Source organism: Cryobacterium sp. Hh7, from assembly GCF_004403155.1.
Taxonomy (GTDB): domain Bacteria; phylum Actinomycetota; class Actinomycetes; order Actinomycetales; family Microbacteriaceae; genus Cryobacterium; species Cryobacterium levicorallinum.
Genome location: NZ_SOHG01000004.1, coordinates 22,569 through 42,030, shown reverse-complemented (window position 1 = coordinate 42,030; position 19,462 = coordinate 22,569). Strand labels below are relative to the sequence as shown.

Here is a 19,462-nt window from a genome sequence, read left to right as displayed (position 1 = left end):
ATGACCGCGGGGACCGAACTCACTGCGCCCGACAGCCAACGACGCCTGCACATCGCAATGATCGGCACCCGCGGAGTACCCGCCACCTACGGTGGTTTTGAAACGGCCGTCGAGGAGATCGGCCGGCGGATGGTCGACCGCGGCCACGACGTAACCGTCTACTGCCGCCACACGATGGAGCCGGCACCGAAAGAATATCTCGGCATGACGCTGGTTGACCTGCCGGCCCTGCGGCACAAGATTCTCGAAACCCTCAGCCACACCGGGCTCTCGGTGCTGCACGCGACCACCCATCGCCGCCCCGATGTCGCGTTCGTCTTCAACGCCGCCAATGCACCGTTCGTCCCTCTGTTGCGCCTGCGCGGAATTCCCAGCGTTGTGCACGTGGACGGACTCGAGTGGAAGCGCGACAAGTGGGGCCCAACCGGCCGCCGCTATTATCGGTGGGCCGAAGAGGTAGCGGTTCGTGAAGCGGATGCCCTGATCGCCGACGCGCAGGGAATCGTCGACTACTACCAGGATGAGTTCGAGGTGCCCACCGAGCTGATCTCCTACGGCACCAAGATTCTTTCGGACACCCCGTGCGACCGGCTCGCCGAACTCGGCCTCCGCCCCGGCGGCTACCACCTCGTCGTCGCTCGGTTCGAGCCGGAGAACCATGTCGATGTAATCGTCGAAGGCTACCGGGCCAGCGGCGCCCTGCTTCCGCTCGTGGTGGTCGGCTCTGCACCGTACGCGGTCGATCACATCAATCGCATTGCCGACCTGGCCGCCTCCGATTCGCGTATCCGCATGATCGGAAGCGTCTGGGACCAGGGCCAGCTCGACCAGCTGTACGCGCACGCGCGCACCTACCTACACGGCCATTCCGTCGGCGGAACCAACCCCTCGCTGCTGCGGGCGATGGGCGCCGGCACCAAGGTCATCGCCTGGGATGTCGTCTTCAACCGGGAGGTGCTCGGCACCCACGGTGCCTACTTCAGCCGGGCGGACTCGCTCGGCGCACTGATCGAAGACTCCGAGCTCAGCCCCGATCGCACCGCCGAGGTCGGAACCGCGCTGCAGGAGCGGGCGGCGAAGTTATACAACTGGGACAGTGTCACGGCGAGCTACGAGGGCCTTGCCCGCCGTGTGGCCGCCGGCTACAGCACGCACCATCAGAGCAGCGGCCGTGCCGAGGAGTCAACCTGGAGCCTGCCCGAGACCATGAGCCGGCAACCGTCAACCGCACCGTCCAGGGGAATCACACTATGACCAGCACGCCAGCCCCGACCGCGCAGCCAACGGAAGGCTATTTCGACACCGTGCGCCGGTTGTCCTCCGCCCAGAAATCCGCCACCCGCGGTGCGCCGGCCTACTCGGTCTACGTGAACCGACGAGTCGGCCGTTACATCGCGGCCGGCGCCTATCGGATGGGGCTCAGCCCCAATAATGTGACGGCGATCAGCGCCGGCTTCACGTTCTGCGCCATCGGACTGCTCGCGATCGGCGAGCCGAGCTGGCTGCTCGGCATCACCGTGTGGCTGCTGCTGGCCGTCGGCTACGCCTTCGACTCGGCCGACGGCCAGGTCGCACGATTGCGTGGTGGTGGCTCAGCCTCCGGCGAATGGCTTGACCATGTCATCGACGCCATCAAGATCTCCACGCTCCACCTGGCCGTGCTGATCACCGCGTTCACGCATTTTGCCCTCACTGATCCGGCCTTGCTGCTGGTTCCGATCGGGTTCACCGCGGTGGCGGCCGTATCGTTCTTCGCGATGATCCTGAACGACCTGCTCAAGGCCAAGCATGCTCCCCTGGCTCCGCCATCGACCGCTCGCCGCACGGTGTTGCGCTCGCTCCTGGGGTTGCCGACCGATTACGGTGTGCTCTGCCTCGCGTTTGTGCTGCTCGGCGCTCCCCCGCTGTTCTTCGGGGTGTACGCCGTGCTCTTTGTCGCTAACGCACTGTATCTGGCGCTCGCTTTGGCCAAGTGGTTTCGGGACATGACCGCGCTGGGCGGCGTCGGAGCGACCCGGCCGTAGCTGGGCATCCGCTTGTATCTGGACCGAGTATTCCAGCGCCCCTGAACTATTCGGCGACGTACCTCCTACTGGGGGATGTGCTGCGGCCTGACGAATGTGAGTTTTGATCAGCTTGATTGTAGTGTGGGCGCAACTGAACGGAGAATGCTGTGGAACCGATCGACTATTTGAGAACCATCACGAGGCGATGGCTGATCATCCTTATTGTCGGGCTGCTGGGCGGTGCGGCAGCGTGGGGGTATGCGGCGAGCCTGCCCCCGCAGTTCCAAGCCACCAACAGTGTTTTCGTCACGAGCGATCGCGGTGAGACCACCAGCGAACTCCTGCAGACCTCCACCTTCACGCAGAATCTCGTACAGTCCTATGCGCAGCTCGCGACGACGCCGACCGTTCTCGGCCCGGTGATCACCCGATTGGGGCTGGATACGACCACCCAGAGCCTCGCCGCCCAGGTGTCCGCCGTCACGCCGCTCAATACCGTATTCATCAATATCACCTCCACCAGCACGTCAGCGGAGCAGGCCGTCGAGCTGGCCGACGCCGTTTCGCTGTCGCTCGCCACGACGGTGGAGAGCCTGGCACCCAAGGGCCCCGACAATTTGCCGTCGATCTCGGTGAAGACCGTGTCGCCCGCGCAACTCCCCGGTGCACCGTTTTCGCCCAATACCAGGCTCATCGTGCTCACCGGTCTGCTGCTCGGCCTCATGGTCGGCGTGCTCTATGCCCTGGCCCGGGAGGTTCTCGATACCCGGGTGAGCACGCAGAAGGACCTCGACCGGGTCTCATCGGACCCGCTGCTCGGCATGGTCGGGCGTAAGCGGCGCTCCGACCCCGCGGGCCTGGCCATGCGGGTCATGCCCCACAGCGCGCTGGCCGAGGCCTACCGCCGGGTACGCGCCAATCTCGAATTCATCGACGTTGACAGCCCGCCGCGCAGTACAGTCGTCACCTCCGCCGTCGCTCGCGACGGAAAATCCACGACCGCCATCAACCTTGCGCTGGCCATGGCCGAGCGCTCCGCGAAGGTGCTGCTGATCGACGCCGACCTGCGACGCCCGTCTATCGCCGAGCTGTGTGACCTCGAGGGCGACGTCGGCCTCACCACAATTTTGCTCGGCGACGTCGGACCCGAAGATGCCATCGTGCGCTGGTCCGATGGGCTCGATGTACTGCCGTCCGGCGCCGTCCCGCCTAACCCCGGGCGACTGCTCGGTTCGGCCGCGATGAAAACGCTGATGAAGCGCCTGCTCGAAGACTATGACTTCATCGTCGTCGACTCCCCTCCGCTGCTTCCGGCGACCGACGCCCTCGGGCTATCTCACCTCACCGACGGCGCCATCGTTGTGGCTCGCTACAAAACGACCACCCGTCAGCAGCTCACGACCACCCTCGAGTCCCTCGAAGCGGTCAACGCCCGCATTCTCGGCATCGTACTGAACCAGGTGCGCGAACATCGCGCCGAGGTCTACTATGGACCGCTCGCACCCGTGAAGGGGGTGTCCGCACCAATGACCGGACCGGTCAACCGAGTCACGGCCACCCGAGCGCCCAAAGCCGCGTTCGATGACTCCGGCCGCCGAGACTCGGAATCGGCGCGGACCAAGTAGTGCGCGTCCTCCAGTCGTTTCCGGAGGGCCGCGCCACGACCAACCCCTACCTCGTTCAACTCGACCGGGGGCTGCGGGAGCACGTGCAGGTTGACGGATTCTCCTGGTGGCGTGCGTTGACGGCACCATACGACGTGTTCCATGTGCACTGGCCGGAGATTCTGCTGCAGGGGCGCACCCCGGCGCGCGCTCTGGCTCGGCGCCTGCTGTTCGCACTTCTGCTGACGCGACTGCGTCTGCGCCACACGGCCGTGGTTCGTACGCTGCACAACCTGCGCAGCCACGAAGAGAAGTCACCGACCGAGCGGCGCCTGCTGCAAGCGTTCGACCGCCAAACCACCCTGTGGATCCGGCTCAACGCGTTCACTCCGCTTCCGGCGGGCGCGCTCGAACGCACGCTTGCCCACGGCGATTACCGCGAGTGGTATGCCGGTCACACCTGCCCCGCGACAGTTCCCGGTCGCCTGCTCTATTTCGGCCTGATTCGCCCCTATAAGGGCATCGACACACTGATCGAGTGCTTCACGGCGATAACGGATGCTGCGGAATCGTCCGCAACGCTGCGGATCGTCGGTCAGCCCCACACGCCAGAGCTGGCCCGAGCGCTGGTGGCTCTTGCGGCTGGAGACCCACGCATCGAATTCAGCCCGGGCTACGCGAGCGACGAGACGCTCGCCCACGAGATCGGCGCGGCCGAGCTGGTCGTCCTCCCCTACCAGGAGATGCACAATTCTGGCGCCGCGCTGTTGGCCTTGTCTCTCGGCCGCCCCGTTTTGGTGCCGCGGAACGCTGTCACCGAGGCGCTGGCGAACGAGGTGGGCGGCGACTGGGTGTTGGTCTACCCCGACACACTCTCGCCCGGGGACCTCACCGACGCGCTCGCCGCCGCTCGGTTCTCGCGCCACACGGCCCGTCCTGATCTTTCGGCCCGCACCTGGGAGACCGGCGTGGCCGGGCACTTGGAGGCGTACGAGTGCGCGGTGCGCGCCGTTCGAGCGCGCTGAGCGTCCATCCACCGAGCTGGCTTTTCTAGCGCGCCCCGACGAACATCCAGGCGTCGGCGGCCAGGCGCCCGTCGACCGCCGGCAGGTCGGCCGTGCCAGTTCCTACCCGCTTCTGCAGGGCGTGCAGGACCGCGTTCGCCAGCGCCGGAACCCCCGCCCCGGGGGCGACGACGTCGTGGCCGTGCTCGGTGAGCCAGTCCGCGAGGCCAGTCTCCGACGTTGTGACGATATTGCACCCGTGGGCCAGTCCCTCAACTATGGGCAGGCCAATTTGCTCGCGCCACGTTGCCGTTGGCTGAGACGGCAGGGCGAGCACTCGCGCGCGCCGCAGGTGAGCATGAATTTCACTGCGCGGCGGGTCGATGATGACCTCAATCGTCGGGTCTTGCTCGGCCGCTTGACGGGCCCGGTCTTCGAGGGCCCCCTTGCCGATGATGGTCAGCCGCGCTGCGGGAATGAGAGCGGTGACGCTCGGCCAGGCCGCAAGCAGTTCAGGAAAGCCCTTCCGGGCCACGAGGGCTCCGAGAAAAACAACGCGCGGCTCGCCACGGCCGGAATCGACCGGGCAGGCACACGGGGCGGGCAAAGCCGGGATGACGATGCTCGTGGTTCCGGCCGACGGCCGACGCAGGGCGCTGCCGTAGGTAATTCTCGCGGCATCCGTACCGAAGGCGATGCGATCGGTGTGCCGCCAGACAAACCGCGACAGGCGGCTGTTGGCGAAACGCCGCAGTCGACCCTCCTCGCCGACCGGGCGGACCAGAGGATTTGAGTTTTCCATGGCGTAGCTGACGATCGTCGCGCGCGGGCCACCGAGCAGCGACCGCGCTCGCAGGCCGCTGATGGCCAGCGCACTGCCCCACACGCTTGAGAGCATAAGCGGTTCGTTGATTTCGAGGGTGGTCACCTTCGACCGGGCCAGTAGCCAGGCGGCGCGCACCGGACCGGCCTGCACGACGGTGAGCCCCTCCACCAGGGATTCGTGAAAGTCGTATCGTTTCGCCCGATAGAGAATGGCCGCCTCCGGCAACACATGGGCACGCTCAAGATAAGCGCTGCGCAGGGTTCGGTACAACCTCGCCCGTGTGGTTACGATCCGCATCCGGCGCGGTCCCTTTCCTGCTCAGTTCCTGTCATCGAAATAGCGCCTTGCCTGGACAAATTACTGGGGCGTCACAGCGATCAGGTCATCGAAGGTCGCCGTCATCGGGCTCACGGTGGCCGAGCCACTGACGTAGAACGCCACCCCGATCGAACCGGCCTGCTGCAGGGCGGCCGTTGAATCCGTCGCACTGACCTGCCAGGTATCAGGGGCAGGCTCACCGAGCTTCCACGCCATCGCCTTGAGCGTGGTCGGTACGGTGCCGGTGACTTGCACCCGCAGCTGCAGCTGATCGCCCGCCGCGTAGCTGAGGCCGGGGATGGTCAAGGACTTGAGGCTCGTCGCATAGTGCAGGATCTGCACCTGCACCGCCCCGGAGGCCAACAGCTTAACGCGGGCCCGATAGTCGTCCGTACCAACCCGACGCCCGATCGCCGTGAGGTAGACGCCGCCGCCGGTCACTGCCTGCTGCACGCCCGTTGTCACGGTCAGATCGGTTTCAGTGGATGACACCGTGCTCAAATAGCCGTTGAGCATCCTGCCTGGCACGGCACGGAGTGTGGCCACGCCGTCACCGACCGAGTAGTTTGCTGCTGATCCGGTCGTAGTCCATGACCCGCCGAGGTCCGCTGCGCCGAAGCCGGTGCTCATGGCTCGGCTGAAGGCATCCGCTGCGAACGCTGTCGCCGGCGCTGGCGCCGGGTCGGTGACCACAACGCTGCGGGAAGCGCTCGCCGTTGCACCGGCATCGTCGGTGACGGTGAGCACGATTTCATAGGTGCCGGCTCCCGCGTAGCCGTGGGTTGCCGTTGCCACGGCGGCAGATTCGGTCGCGCCGTCTCCCCAGGCCCAGGTGTAGCCCGCGATCGTGCCGTCCGCGTCAGTCGAACCGACGCCGTCGACAGCGACCGCAAGATCGGTGGCCGTCGCCGTGAAGGCCGCAACCGGAGGCGCATTCTCCGGGGCTGGCGGCGGGGCGGCGGTGACCGTGACCGACTCGGTGACGGCCGAGGTGGCCCCGGCATCGTCGGTCACGGTCAAGGTGACCTCGTATATTCCCGACTCGGCATACGTGTGGCTCGCCTGGACGGCGGTGCCGGTGGCGCCATCGCCGAACGTCCACGCATAGCTCGCAATCTGTCCGTCGGAATCCGACGCCGACGCCGCGTCAACCTGCAGGGCCAGGTCGTCGACCGAGGAGACGAAGGCTGCTGTCGGTGGCAGGTTGGCCGTGCTTCCTCCCGATCCGAGCGTGAAGTGCTGGCCGATGACCCCTGGCGCCAGGGCGGTGGAATAAACCGCCACCTCGTCGAGGGTACCGGCGAGCGCCGGGCTGCTCGAGCCCCAGGTGGGGTCGCTGCCAATGCGCCAGTATCCCGAGTAGGCCTGCGCCGCCGGTTGCGGATTCGTACCCACCAGTGCGCCGTCGACGTAGAGCTCCATGCCGGCGGGAGACTGCACGGCGACCACGTGGTGACTCACGCCATCGTTGTAGGAGGCGGCTGAGGTGACCGTGTTTGCTTTGCCGGTCCAGGTTCCGAAGACGAGACGCCCGTCATCCTGCAGGTAGACGTGACGGTCATAGTTGGTCGACAGCCCGGTCTGGCGGTTGCCGAAGCCGATGATTTTTCCACCCTGCGTCGTGGTCGTGTTGAACCAGGCCTCGAGCGAGTACGTCGTCGGATTCACGAATTGCGTGTCGCTGCTGACCGTTCCGCCGTTGAAGGTGGCGGCGGTATTGCTCGCCCCGGCGATCAGTGCGTCCGCACCCTTCGTGACGGCTCCGGAGTACGTTCCGGAATTGCCCAACAGGCCGGCATCGAGGGCGCTCGTTCCGGCAGCTTCGCCGAGCCGCCAGTACAGGTCGGGTTCAGCACCGTACACGGCGGCACCGTAGGCGTCGGCGGGGGCGGCCGGTACCGGTGAGGTGCGGCCGGATGCGACGTAGTGGTCGAGCACCTGCTGCCGGCTCAGCGGGCCGCTGTACAGCGCGACCTCGTCGATATCGGCCGCAATGTACCCGCTCGTCGGCTGGCTGGTCCAGCTGCTGAGGGTATCTCCGCCGATTCGCCAGAATCCCTGGTAGACCTGCCCGGTCGTCACGTCGGAGCGATGGGCCGCGCGCGTGCCGTCGACGTACAGCGTCATGCCCGCCGGGCTGAGGCTGGCCACAATGTGATGCCATTGCCCATCGTTATAGCTGTCACTCGTATTAATGGTGCGAAGCGCGCTGGGGTAGGCGCCGAACCAGATCTTGCCGCCGTTGTCCATATAGACGTGGCGGTCGTACCCGGCCGAGCTGCCGGTGGCCTTGTCACCAAATCCGACGATTTTACCGCCTCGGGTGGTTGTGGTTTTCACCCACGCCTCGACACTGAAGTTGTTCGACGATTCTTCCGCCGTTGCGGTCGAGGCCAGCCCGTTTGCCGTTCCGTCGAAGCGAGAGGCGGCCTGCTCAGCAATGGCGCCTGAGACATCTCTGGTCACGCCCGACCGCACTGCCAGGTCGGCTCCGCCGGTCCAGTCGAAGGCCGTTGCGCCCTCCGGCTCACCCAGTGGCCAGTAAGACCGCGGTGAGTCACCCAAAACGGATGCCGCGTAGTCACTCAGCCCCGCTCCCTCGGCAACCGTGACCGAGGCCACGGCACCGGTGCGACTGTTGCCGAATGGGTCGGTCACGCGGATGCGATAATCGTAGCTTTGTCCCGGTGTCAGCCCGGTGTCGCTCCAGCTGAGCATCGGCCGGTCCCAATCGGTGGAGTCGGCCAGGATGGTCGCGACGCTCACACCGTCCCGGAGCACTTCGTAGCTGAGGTTTTCGTTGTCACGGTCGTAGGCGCTCATCCAGCTCAGCCGGGTGCCTCCCGGCACGAAGGACGCGACGGACGGCACGAAGTCTGCGGCAACGAAGGAGGTATTTGTGACCCGCGGGCCTTCTTTATTCGGGGCGATGGTCCGAGCAGCGAACCGCGCGAGCCCCTGCTGCCCTTTATTGTTGACGATCGTGAACTCGCCGCCATAGAGCAGGTAGTCCTCATTCGCGGTGATGTTCCATGGTCCCTGCCCTTGACCGGTGTACGTGCCCGAATTGATATCCGGGTAGAAGGTCAGCAGGTCGGGCCGGGGCGTTCCCTCAAAGTTGTAATACGAGCCGCCTGTCCGGTTTCTGGTGATGATTCCCTTCGCCTCCGATGTGAACGTCAGGGTGCGGTGGAAGGTCCACGGGTCGGTCTGCGGCGGGCCGGCGATGTTGCCACAAAAGTGAGCGTGCGAGGTGGTGTAGACGACGTCGCCCACTGGCACGGCAGAGTAGGTATCGCCGTGGCAGTCCTCGACCCAGATCAGCGCGCCCTCGTCCCAGCTGGCGCGAAACGCACCCTCGAGAGTTCCGCCGGTTCCGAAGACATAACCGGTTCCGATCACGCCCTGATCCGACGAGGTCAGGCTCAAGATAGCGGCGTCCTTGCCGCCGTTACGAATGATCGAGTTGATCTTCCATGGAAGGGACGCGCCGGTGGCGGCATCCGTTGCTGCCATGCCATAGCCGGGGTTGGAGCTGCCGTTGTACGAGGTGAACGCGCCGCCGATGACGACTCGGCCCCCGTCAGGCGAGATGGTCAGTGCGTTGACCCCGCCGCCGGCCGGCGAACCGGTCCAGGTGCCGAGTGCACCGTTGGACGCAGCGAATGAGGCCGTCATGGTGCGAGCCTGTCCCCCGGCGGTGGAAAAGGTTCCTCCGGCATAGACCGTGTCGCCGAAGAATCCCAGCGCCTTCACGGAGGCGTTCACGACCGGCTTCCAGGTGGAGACCAGGGCGCCCGTACCGGTGTCAAAGGCCGCCAGGCGGTACCGAGTGTCCGAACCGACCGTGGTGAAGGACCCGCCGGCGTAGACCCGGGTACCGTCGGCCGAGGCGACCAGAGCACGAACGGCTCCGTTGACGTTGGGGTTGAACGAGGAAAGGAGTTGTCCGGTGGTGAGGTTGTAGGCGAGCAGGTTGTTGCGCACCACCTCGTTGGTTCCTCGGGCCGAGCCGGCCGGGCGAGCCCTGGTGAATTCCCCTCCCACGTACACCGTGTTCCCCACGATCAGCTGAGTCCAAACGACACCGTTGATCTGTGTCGTCGGCAGCGAATCCGCGGCGACCGTGGCCGGAGTGCCGACATCGACCGGTGCGGAATCCGCCAGCGCCACCGCTGGGACGCTCAGAACTCCGGCGATTACGGCGACCGTCGTCGCCAGAGCGAGCCAGCCTGCCCGTGCCAGGTGGGCCAGGCGCGGGGTCCCGCTGGGCGCTGGAGCGACAAGACGGCGCGAAGGGATGAGCAGAGGAGCAGCCACCAGAAGGCCTCACTTAGGGTTTGGACTGTAGCCTTCGAATAGCCACCGCACTAGTTCGCAGTATATTGAGTCTTTGTCAGTTACCAATGCCCCCCATACAGGGCATTGGTGCGGGGCTAGCGCTTGTACTCGTGATAAATCGACCCGACGGAGCCGCTCAGCATGCCGGCACCGCGGGCGGCGGTGCGCAGCCCCCGGGCCCGATGGGGCAATTGCCCGATGATCAATCCGGTCAGGTAGCGGGCAAGGCCGCCCAGTACCCGCGCGGTGCCGCGGGCGACCATGGTGGCTCGCACGAGCATCCGCTCGCCGTGCGCGGTGTCGTCGAGATTGATTCGACTCCAGGTATTGCCCATGCGGAAAGCGCGCTGCAGCACCCATTCTCGGGTGAGCCGGCTGGCTGGGACCACGTCGATGACAATGGCCTCATCGCACCAGATCATTTGCCCGCCGAGGCGATGCAGCTGCCGGGTGAACAACGAATCCGAACCGCCGGAGATGCCGAACCGTTCGTCGAACTGCAGGCCGAGGCGGCGCACCTGAACGAGGTCAAGGAGCAGATTGTTGGTGGCGGCGAGCGAAACCGGCGTCCCCGTGGCGAATCGGCGGCGCTCAAAGAAGCCGCCGGCCCGAATCCACGGTTCAGGCTCCGTGTCGTATCGCGAGAGCACCGGACCGACCACGGCGGCCGGGCGAAAAGTAGCGTAGGTGTCGAGAAGCTGCATGAGCCACTGGGCAGTGGGCCGCTCATCATCATCGATAAAGATCAGCACTTGGGCATGATCTGCTTCCGTCAAGGCCCGATTGCGACCGGCCGCGATCCCAGGAATCGGTTCATGCACGTACCGCACCGGCACGGAGCCACTCGAAGCGGCGACCGCAGCCACCTGGTCACGTGCACCGCCGTGCGGATCGTTGTCCACGACGAGAATCTCGATCGACCGAGAAACCGTGGCGGCCTGGTCAAGGAGCTCTGGCAGCAACTCCACCAGGTCATGGGCTCGACAATAGGTGAGGACTGCGATCACGACGCTGGCCTTATCACCCGGATATTCTTTGGTCACGATTCCCCCTCTTTGGCATTTTCCCATCACAAATCCTGCACAAGCAGCGGTGCTGCTCACCTCCGATCAGTCACGCTGATCGGCCTCTACCGGCATCGGTCAATTGACGCGCAGGGCGACGAAATCGTCGAAGGCCGTGGTGACCGGAGTCACGGTAGCCGTTGACCCGAGGTAGAGGGCCAGTCCGACCGAGCCCGACGCCTGCATGGCGGGCGTGGCATCCGTCGTACTGAGCTGCCAGGCCGACGGCTCGGTGCCGCCGACGCTCCAGACTTTAGCCCGAATGGTCGTCGGCCCGGTGCCGAAAACCTGCAGCCGGACCCGAAGCTGGGTTCCTGTCGTGTAGGTCAGTCCGGCGATGTTTTGCACCGTTAAGGTCGTTGCACCGTGCATGAGCTGCAGCTGCACAACACCCGTAGCCAGGAACTTGACCCTGGCCCGGTAATCATCGGTGCCAACTCGTCGGCCGATAACCGACGAGTACGCTCCCGAGCCGGTGGCCGCCTGCTGAAGTGCCATCGTCACACTCACGTCACTGTCAGCCACGGACACGCCCGACAGATATCCGTTGACCGTGGCCCCGGCCGCGGCCTTAAACCGCCCGACACCTTCACTGACCGAGTAGTTCCCCGACGATCCGGTCGTGGTCCACGCACCTCCGCTATCGGCTGTGCCGAGCCCGCTGCTCAAGACGCGGGAAAACGCGTCGGTTGCCACGGGAAGATTGGGATCGACAGCCGGCACGAGCACGTTCTGCGTCGTCACGGCCGTTGCGCCAGAGTCATCGGTAACCGTGAGGGAGACCGGATAACTGCCGTCGACGGTGTAGCTGTGCGTGGCTGTTTTGCCAGTCGAATTCGTCCCGTCGCCCCACGACCAGGCGTATCCTGCAACGGTGCCATCAGCATCCGTCGAAGCGGATGCGTCCACCGAAACGGCAAGCGGCGACGTCTGGTAGCTAAATGCCGCAGTCGGCGGCACGTTGGCCTGAGGGCCGGAGCTGCCCACGGCGTAATGGTTCGCGATGGATGCCGCCCCGAGTGCGGTCGGATACACGGCAACTTCATCGATGTCAGCGGCGATGTAGTCGCTCAGGGGCCGGCTGGTCCAGCCGCTCAGATTGTCGCCGCCAATGCGCCAGTAGCCTTGAATCGGGGCGGCGGACGTCGTGTCGGTGCGTTGGGCGGCGAGTGCTCCGTCGATGTACAGTGACATACCGTTTGCGCCGACGGTGGCGACGATGTGGTGCCACTGTCCGTCATTGTAGGACCCCGTCGTTTTGAGCGTGCGGAGAACACCCGGCTTGACTCCGAACCAGATTCGGCCGGTATTGTCCATATAAACGTGGCGGTCGTAGGCGGCGGAGTTGGCGGTGGCGCTATTGCCGAGGCCGATTATTTTACCGCCACGCGTGGTCGTGGTCTTGACCCAGGACTCTACGCTGAAGTCGCCGCGCGGCGTTTCAAACGCGCTGGACGCGGCGAACCCGGTCGTAGTGCCGCTGAACCGCGAAGCAGAGCCGCTGTCACCGCTGAGGGCACCCGCGACGCCCCTGGTCACGCCAGAGTTGGTTTGCGCATTGGCGGCGGCGGCCCAGTCGAAGGCCGTCGTTCCGCTGGCTTCGCCGAGCGGCCAGTAGGACGTCGGCGAGTCCGCACGAACCGCGGATGCGTACGCGCTGTAGCTCCCGGCACTTGCGACGGTAACGGATGCCGGACTTCCGGTCTTCACGTTGCCAAACGGGTCGCTCACCCTGATCTGATAGGAATATGCCTGCCCGGGGGACAGCCCACTGTCCGTCCAGCCCATGCTGGGTCGGGACCAGTCGACGGATAGGCCCAATACGGTGCCGACCGATACTCCATCACGCAGGACTTCGTACTTGAGTCGCTCATTGTCACGGTCGTAGGCCGACTTCCACCCAATGCGCACCGTGCCGGTCGAGAGCGATTGCAGGTCTGGAACGAAAGCCGACGCGACGAAGGCCGCGTTGGCCAAGCGGGGCCCTTCTTTATTGGTCGCGGTCGTGGAGCTGGCGAATCGCGCCAGACCCTGCTGCCCCTTGTTGTTGACATTGGTGAACTCGCCGGCGTACAAGAGGTATTGACCATTGGTCACGACGTTCCAGGGACCCTGCCCTTGCCCGGTGTAGACGCCGGTGTTGATGTCCGGGTAAAAGCTCAATAGGCTCGGTCGAGGTTTGCCGACGAAGTTGTCGTAGCTGCCCACGGCGTTCGGCGTAATGAGTCCGGTGGTGGCCATCGTGAACGACAGGGTGCGGTGGTAGGAGCGCGGCGCCGTCTCGACCGGTCCGCCAATATTGCCGCAGTAGTGCGCGTGACCGGTGGTATAGACGACATTCTGCGTCGGGGCCGCGGAGTAGGTGTCACCGTGGCAGTCTTCCATCCAGATGATCGAACCGTCCGACCAGCTGGCGCGGAAGGTGCCCTCGAAGTTGGCGCCAGCGCCATAGTCGTATCCAGTGCCGAAGACACCATCGGGCGAGGAGGTCAGGCTCGTGATCCCGCCGTTGATCCCTCCGTTACGGAGTAGCGAGTTGACCGCCCAGGGCAGGGAGGCGCCGGTGACGGCGTCGAGGGCCGCCATCCCGTAGCCGGGGGTGCTGGCGCCGTTGTACGAGGTGAAGGCGCCGCCGATAATGACCTTGGCACCATCGGGCGAGACGGTGAGGGCGTTGACGGCGCCGCCGCTCGGGGTTCCTGACCAGGCCTTCAACGCACCGTTGGAGGCGTCAAAGGACGCAATCTGAGGGCGCGGCTGACCACCGGCAGTGCTAAAGACCCCGCCAGCGAACAACGTGCCACCCGAAAATCCGAGCGCTTTGACCTGAGCGTTCAGGACTGGGGCAAACGAGGCGACGAGCGCGCCCGTGCCGGTGTCAAAGGCCGCCAGACGGTACCGATTAGCTCCGCTCACGGAGGTGAACGAGCCGCCGGCATAGATTCTGCTGCCGTCTGCGGAGGCGACGAGTGCTCGAACCGCACCGTTGGGGTTTGGGCTGAACGTCGGGATCAGCACACCGGTCGTCAGGTTGTAGGCGAGCAGATTGGTGCGCACCACCTCATTCACCCCAACGCCGGAGCCGGCCGGGCGGGCTCTGGTGAATTCACCCCCCACATAGACTGTGTTGCCAACGATCAGCTGGGTCCACACCACACCGTTGATCTGCGCGGTGGGCAGGGAATCCGCGGCCATCGTCACCGGCGTCGCCGGATCGGTAGGAGCGGTGTCGGCTACGGCCTGAAGTGGAACCGTGAGAACGGCGGCGACGACCGCAACAGCGGTCAGCAATCCGAAAACACCGGCGCGTGCTGGCCGATTACGAACCGAAATCAGACCTGCGAGGTTCAGTCGAGACGCGTAGAGAGATCCCACGATGTTTCCTTACTCGGAGGAGGAGCGGGGCCGTCGGGTGGCCGTCGCATTCAACGGAGTCTAGTGAGATTTTCTCAGTACGGAATACCCTCTATGGGGGGGAGCCATTTGCACGGCCTGGTCAGTGCGGTGCCGCGCCCTCAAAGAGCACGATCGGCACGCCAGCCGAGTAGTCGACGGCGATCTGCACTTCGTCTCGCGCATCAGCGGGGACAGTGAAAACGAACACGCCCTGCGCGGCCTGGCCCGCGGCGACCGAGTCAGGAAATGGGACTCCGCCTGGCGCGGCAAGTTCGGTGGCCGGCGACTGGGCAGCCCCAAAGAAGAAGTTGACGACGGTTGACGTCAACGACACGGTCGCAGTCGTGTCGTTGCGAACAGAGACGGCGAACCGGAGCGACGGCCCGGCAATCTCGCCCGGTCCCCGGGCCACACCCTCGACCGCCTCGAGCTCGCTGATACTGAACACGACCCCGGGCACGGCCACGGCGGGGTCCGTCAGTGGGACCGGTTCCTGAACCCGTGGCGGAGCGACCTCGCTCGATGGAACGCCGACTCCGGCGTTCGGGTCGGGGACGCTCGGGGCGGGCGGCGTCGTTTCGGCCGGCACGGGGCTGGGCGAAGGGCCGGGCGACCGGGAGGGAGCGGGGGATGGGGTCGTCACGGACCGCGTCGCGGTGACATCGGCCGAATCGGCACGTTGGGATGCCCAACCGTTAGCCACCAGCATGATGACCACGAGCAGGGCCAGCAGTCCGGCCACGGCGATCCACCACAGCCGACGCCGTCGGCCCGCGGAGTTTGGGCCGGTATCGGCGGGGTCATGCACGGCCATGATCGAACTCCAAGCTGAGGACCCGCTCAAAAAATAGATCGGGTGAAGACGTCGTTGAGTTATTAATACACGCGAGAGGTTTTCTTTCCAAGGGGGCACCTGAGCCCACTTTGGGGGTACCCGCCCACCCTGTACAGTGTGTGAAAGCTGCCGACCACTGATGAGGCCCACACATGCGCATCGCAATCCTGCACGGGAACAATGACGCCTACGGGGCCTCTCGCGTGCTCATTCAGGAGATCTCCTGCCTCCTCAGCCTCGGCCACACAGTGGCCGTCATCGTGCCAAATGCCGGACCACTGGCAGAAGAGCTGGCTCAGTCCGGACTCTCTGCGACCGTCATCGTTGACCCGGGGCTGTCGGTCCTGAGGCTCAGCAAGATCTCAGACCTCCTGCATCCGATTCGTCTTCGACCAGAAATTACCCACGCCGACGTCGTGGTCTTGTGGACGCTCGCCCTCGCCGCGTACATTCCACTCCTGCGCCTGAAACGCAAGAGTTTTTATCTGTCGGTGCACGAGCTTCTCCCCAGCCGCTTGGGAAATCTCCTGGTTAGGATACTCCTGGCCCCCGGCCGCTTTCCGATCTGCGCCTGCAGCGAAGCCACGGCAGCGTGGCTGGAGCACAACGGGGTCGCCCGCACGCGGCTGACCGTGACGTCGCCCGTGTTCGACCCGGTCATTGCCGTCGGAGCACCGACGCTCCACGACCCGTTCACCCTCGCCGTCATCGGCCGCGTCAATGGTCGCCGGGGACACCTCGAGGTGGCTCAGGCGCTCCAGTCCCTGTGGCCGGCGGCGAGCCCCCAACGTCCGACAACCGGTCCTTCCTGGCGACTTCTTCTGTTCGGTGCGCCATTTCCCGGTCAGGAGTCCGCTCTCGACGCGGTGTTGCACCTGATCGACGGCGACCCACGTATCGAATACCGCGGTGAGGCAAAATCCGTGGAAGCCATCGCGAGCGAGATTGACGCTGTTGCCTGCTTTCCCTCCATGCCCGAGTCGTTTGGCCTCGTTCCCGTTGAAGCATGGCGAGCGGGGGTTCGGGCTGCGGGATTCGCCGACGGTGGGCCCGGCGAGGTGTTGCCCATTGTCGGCGGCATCGGCGTGGCACGCACCGGTACACCCCTGGCTGATATTTCGTCGGCGATCCTCACTCTGGAGCGGTCCGTCCGAGCTCGGGAAGCATTGCCCGAACCGTCGACGGTCAACCTGCACTTTACGAAGGAACGCCGTCTGATATCGCTGACCCAGGTTCTCAGCCGGGCCGTTGCCCGGCCAGCCCGCCGCACGGTCCGCTAACGCCATTCCTGATCGGCTAACCCTGTCCCTTCGGCGTAGGCAGCACGTTCAGGTCGGGAACCTCTGCGGACTCAGGCACAACGTCCGGGGCGGGAACCGCTTCGGGCTCAGGCACGACGTCCGGGTCGGGAACCGCTTCAGGCTCAGGCACCACCTTCGGCTCCGGCACCACCTGTGAGTCGGGAGCGACCTCAGGTGCCGGCAACAGATTCACGTCGGGAGCGACTTTCGGTTCAGTGGACGCAGTCGGGTCCGGTGTCTGCGTGAGGGTAGCGGCGCTGGCAACTCTCACACTGACGGCATCACCGGTGACGGTATTGCCGAACGGGTCACTCACCCGAATTTGGTACGAGTACGTCGTTCCGGGCGTACGGCCGGTGTCTGTCCAGCTAATCGTGGGACGGCTCCAGTCTACGGAGAGACCCGTTTGCGTGCGCACGACAGCGCCGTTTCGCAAGACCTGATAGGTAAGCAATTCGTTGTCGCGGTCGTAGTTCGACTTCCAGGTGACCTTGACCGTTCCGGCGGTTGGTGTGGTGAGCATTGGCGTGAAACTGGCACCGGTCACCCGCGGCCCTTCTTTGTCTGGCGCGATAGACGACACCGCAAAGCGCACAAGTCCCTGCTGCCTCTTATTGTTGACGAGCGTGAACTCGCCGCCGTAGAGCACGTATTGGGAGTTGGCGGCTACGTTCCACGGCCCCTGACTTTGACCGGTAAAGTTGCCGGCATTGATGTCGGGGTAGAAGGTCAGCAGTGACGGGCGGGGGCGCCCCTCAAAGTTGAAGTAGCTCCCACCCGTGCTGTTTCGGGTGATAATGCCCGTTGCATTTTTCGTAAAGGCCAGAGTCCGATGAAAGGTTCGCGGACTGGTTTCCGAGAACCCACCGATGTTTCCACAAAAATGGGCGTGCGCGGTCGTGTACACGACGTCGCCGACCGGAACGGCCGAGTAGGTGTCACCATGACAGTCCTCGATCCAGACGGTGTTGCCGCTGCTCCAGCTGGCCCGGAACGTTCCCTCGAACATGGCGCCGGGGCCATAGTCGTAGCCAGTGCCGTAGACGCCGCCGGAATCCGAGGTGAGCGACAGAATAGAACCGTTAGGGCCAGCATTCTTGATGAGCTTGCCGATGTTCCAGGTCATTCCGGCGCCCGAGCTGGAATTCGTCGCCGCCATTCCATAGCCGGGAGTCGTCGCGCCGTTGTAGGAGGTGAACGATCCGCCGATGACGACCCGGTCTCCGGTCGGGGAAACTGTCAGTGCGTTCACGGCCCCGTCGGGCACCGTGCCCTTCCAGGTACCGAGCGATCCGGTGGAACCGGTGAACGACGCGATCCGCTGTCGCCCCTGAGAGTTGGCCGAGGTGAAGCTCCCCCCCGCGAAGACGGTGCTCCCAAACGCGCCAAGCGCTCTGACGGTGTTGTTCGCCGTGGGTTTCCAGCTGGAATCGAGCGCCCCGGTGGCCGTGCTGAAGGACGCCAATCGAGTTCGCGTCACGGACCCGACGGTCGTGAAGGCTCCACCCACGTAGATGCGAGATCCGTCTGGCGAGGCGGTAATCGCCCGCACCGCGCCATTGAGGTTGGGGTTGAATGACGTCATGACACCAGTCGACAGGTTGTACGCCATGAGATTGTTGCGCGTCACCTCGCTCGTTCCGGCCGAAGCTCCAGCGGGGCGTGCGCGAGTGAACTGGCCACCGACGTAAACGGTGTTTCCGACGATCGTCTGGGTCCACACCACCCCGTTGATTTGGGCGGTCGGCAACGCATCGGCCGCGACAGTTTTGGGGGTGGAAGAATTTGGCGGTGCCGTGTCCGCTTGCGCGCTGCCGGTACCAAAAAAAATCGTCGCCACCAAAGCTGCTGTCGCGATCATTGCCACTATCGGCGACCGAACGCTCCGCGCCATAAGAAAACCTCAATTTCAACTCGGACGGTGGCCTTCGGACGGCCCCGTGGTGCCGGAATTATACTTGACTTCACGAATTTCGGGCTTATGCCGCGAAAAACTGCAGGCCCGACCGTCGTTGGTCCGTCGGGGCGTGCGCCGGCGGACCGGCATCCGTTCATTTCTCACCCCTAGTCAGGCTGAAGGATAAAGGTTAGGATTCCTCACTGCCTCTCTTACCCGAATCCTGTTGGAGCTCGCGCTGCAGCCTGAGAGAAATCTGAGCCTTCTGTGACCCCCAAGCACCCGACCACCCCGCACCCGACCACAGCGATTCCTCCAGAAACGAAACCTCACCGCGCGAACCCGCTGAAGCCCGCTGGTGACGGGTCCCCCGGGCTCCTTGCTGCCCGGCAGAGCGGGCTGCACATCGGCTACGCGGCTGGCGGGTTTGACCTTTTCCACGTTGGACATCTCAATATTCTCAAGCACGCCAAGAGCCAGTGTGACTTCCTGATCGCCGGCGTTGTGTCCGACGAGATGCTCCAACTCACCAAGGGCATCACCCCCGTCGTGCCGCTGGTCGAACGTCTGGAGATTGTTCGACACATCTCCTTCGTGGACGAGGCCGTCGCCGAAGTCGTCGAGGACAAGCTCGACACGTGGCGCGACCTCCGCTTTGACGTGTTCTTCAAGGGCGACGACTGGCGAGGCACCCCCCGCGGGGTACACCTCGAGAACGAGTTCGCTGCTGTCGGCGTTGAGGTCGTGTACTTCCCCTACACGGTCAATACCTCCAGCACGATCTTGCGTCGGGCGCTCGACGCTCTCACGCGCCCCGATGCGGCCGGTCTTCGGCAACCACGCACGAGCACCCCCTAACCGTAGGCGAGC

12 protein-coding genes are annotated in these 19,462 nt (G+C 64.9%); 6 read left to right on the top strand and 6 right to left on the bottom strand.

Annotation, left to right across the window (positions count from 1 at the left end):
- From E3T43_RS00350 to E3T43_RS00335, 4 genes are all read left to right on the top strand, one after another.
- Nucleotides 1-1,254 (top strand): DUF1972 domain-containing protein, encoded by a 1,254-nt coding sequence (locus E3T43_RS00350; RefSeq protein ID WP_134470885.1) that lies wholly within the window; start codon nt 1-3, stop codon nt 1,252-1,254.
- Nucleotides 1,251-2,024: a CDP-alcohol phosphatidyltransferase family protein gene (locus E3T43_RS00345; protein WP_134470884.1), complete on the top strand. Its 774-nt coding sequence runs from the start codon at nt 1,251-1,253 to the stop codon at nt 2,022-2,024. The genes E3T43_RS00350 and E3T43_RS00345 overlap by 4 nt, the downstream gene beginning before the upstream one ends.
- 149 nt (nt 2,025-2,173) lie before the next feature.
- The gene (locus E3T43_RS00340) at nt 2,174-3,631 is read left to right on the top strand and encodes a polysaccharide biosynthesis tyrosine autokinase (RefSeq protein WP_134470883.1); all 1,458 of its coding nucleotides are present in this window, start codon (nt 2,174-2,176) and stop codon (nt 3,629-3,631) included.
- A complete protein-coding gene (locus E3T43_RS00335) occupies nt 3,631-4,635 on the top strand; it encodes a glycosyltransferase (protein WP_134470882.1) in 1,005 nt (334 codons plus the stop codon). The genes E3T43_RS00340 and E3T43_RS00335 overlap by 1 nt, the downstream gene beginning before the upstream one ends.
- A 25-nt stretch (nt 4,636-4,660) precedes the next feature.
- Here the strand turns inward: E3T43_RS00335 and E3T43_RS00330 are convergent, their stop codons facing one another.
- The 5 genes from E3T43_RS00330 to E3T43_RS00310 all read right to left on the bottom strand — a co-directional run bounded on the left by E3T43_RS00330 (nt 4,661) and on the right by E3T43_RS00310 (nt 15,373).
- Nucleotides 4,661-5,737, bottom strand: a complete 1,077-nt coding sequence (locus E3T43_RS00330) for a glycosyltransferase family 4 protein (RefSeq protein WP_134470881.1) — start codon at nt 5,735-5,737, stop codon at nt 4,661-4,663.
- 60 nt (nt 5,738-5,797) lie between these two features.
- Nucleotides 5,798-10,078 (bottom strand): LamG-like jellyroll fold domain-containing protein, encoded by a 4,281-nt coding sequence (locus tag E3T43_RS00325; protein WP_241978738.1) that lies wholly within the window; start codon nt 10,076-10,078, stop codon nt 5,798-5,800.
- A 116-nt stretch (nt 10,079-10,194) separates the two neighbouring features.
- On the bottom strand, nt 10,195-11,142 hold the full coding sequence (locus E3T43_RS00320; protein ID WP_241978737.1) for a glycosyltransferase family 2 protein: 948 nt from the start codon (nt 11,140-11,142) through the stop codon (nt 10,195-10,197).
- A 99-nt stretch (nt 11,143-11,241) separates the two neighbouring features.
- Complete coding sequence (locus E3T43_RS00315) at nt 11,242-14,538, bottom strand: LamG-like jellyroll fold domain-containing protein (protein ID WP_241978736.1); 3,297 nt, start codon at nt 14,536-14,538, stop codon at nt 11,242-11,244.
- Between the two features lie 121 nt (nt 14,539-14,659).
- Nucleotides 14,660-15,373: a hypothetical protein gene (locus E3T43_RS00310; protein WP_134470879.1), complete on the bottom strand. Its 714-nt coding sequence runs from the start codon at nt 15,371-15,373 to the stop codon at nt 14,660-14,662.
- A 173-nt stretch (nt 15,374-15,546) separates the two neighbouring features.
- Between E3T43_RS00310 and E3T43_RS00305 the strand changes: the two genes are divergently transcribed.
- Nucleotides 15,547-16,674, top strand: a complete 1,128-nt coding sequence (locus tag E3T43_RS00305; RefSeq protein WP_134470878.1) for a glycosyltransferase family 4 protein — start codon at nt 15,547-15,549, stop codon at nt 16,672-16,674.
- Between the two features lie 16 nt (nt 16,675-16,690).
- Here the strand turns inward: E3T43_RS00305 and E3T43_RS00300 are convergent, their stop codons facing one another.
- Nucleotides 16,691-18,556, bottom strand: coding sequence for a hypothetical protein (locus tag E3T43_RS00300; protein WP_134470877.1), 1,866 nt, complete (start codon nt 18,554-18,556; stop codon nt 16,691-16,693).
- Nucleotides 18,557-18,991: 435 nt separating this feature from the next.
- Here E3T43_RS00300 and E3T43_RS00295 point away from each other — a divergent pair, with 435 nt between their 5' ends.
- Entirely contained in the window at nt 18,992-19,450 is a 459-nt protein-coding gene (locus tag E3T43_RS00295) for an adenylyltransferase/cytidyltransferase family protein (protein ID WP_092451823.1), read from the top strand.
- Nucleotides 19,451-19,462: the final 12 nt, after the last annotated feature.

Bases quoted from the DNA above. Each gene is read 5' to 3' on its own strand.
- E3T43_RS00350 (WP_134470885.1), top strand. From the start codon at position 1: ATGACCGCGGGGACCGAACTCACTGCGCCCGACAGCCAACGACGCCTG.
- E3T43_RS00345 (WP_134470884.1), top strand. From the start codon at position 1,251: ATGACCAGCACGCCAGCCCCGACCGCGCAGCCAACGGAAGGCTATTTC.
- E3T43_RS00330 (WP_134470881.1), bottom strand. From the start codon at position 5,737: ATGCGGATCGTAACCACACGGGCGAGGTTGTACCGAACCCTGCGCAGC.
- E3T43_RS00310 (WP_134470879.1), bottom strand. From the start codon at position 15,373: ATGGCCGTGCATGACCCCGCCGATACCGGCCCAAACTCCGCGGGCCGA.
- E3T43_RS00305 (WP_134470878.1), top strand. From the start codon at position 15,547: ATGCGCATCGCAATCCTGCACGGGAACAATGACGCCTACGGGGCCTCT.
- E3T43_RS00300 (WP_134470877.1), bottom strand. From the start codon at position 18,556: ATGATCGCGACAGCAGCTTTGGTGGCGACGATTTTTTTTGGTACCGGC.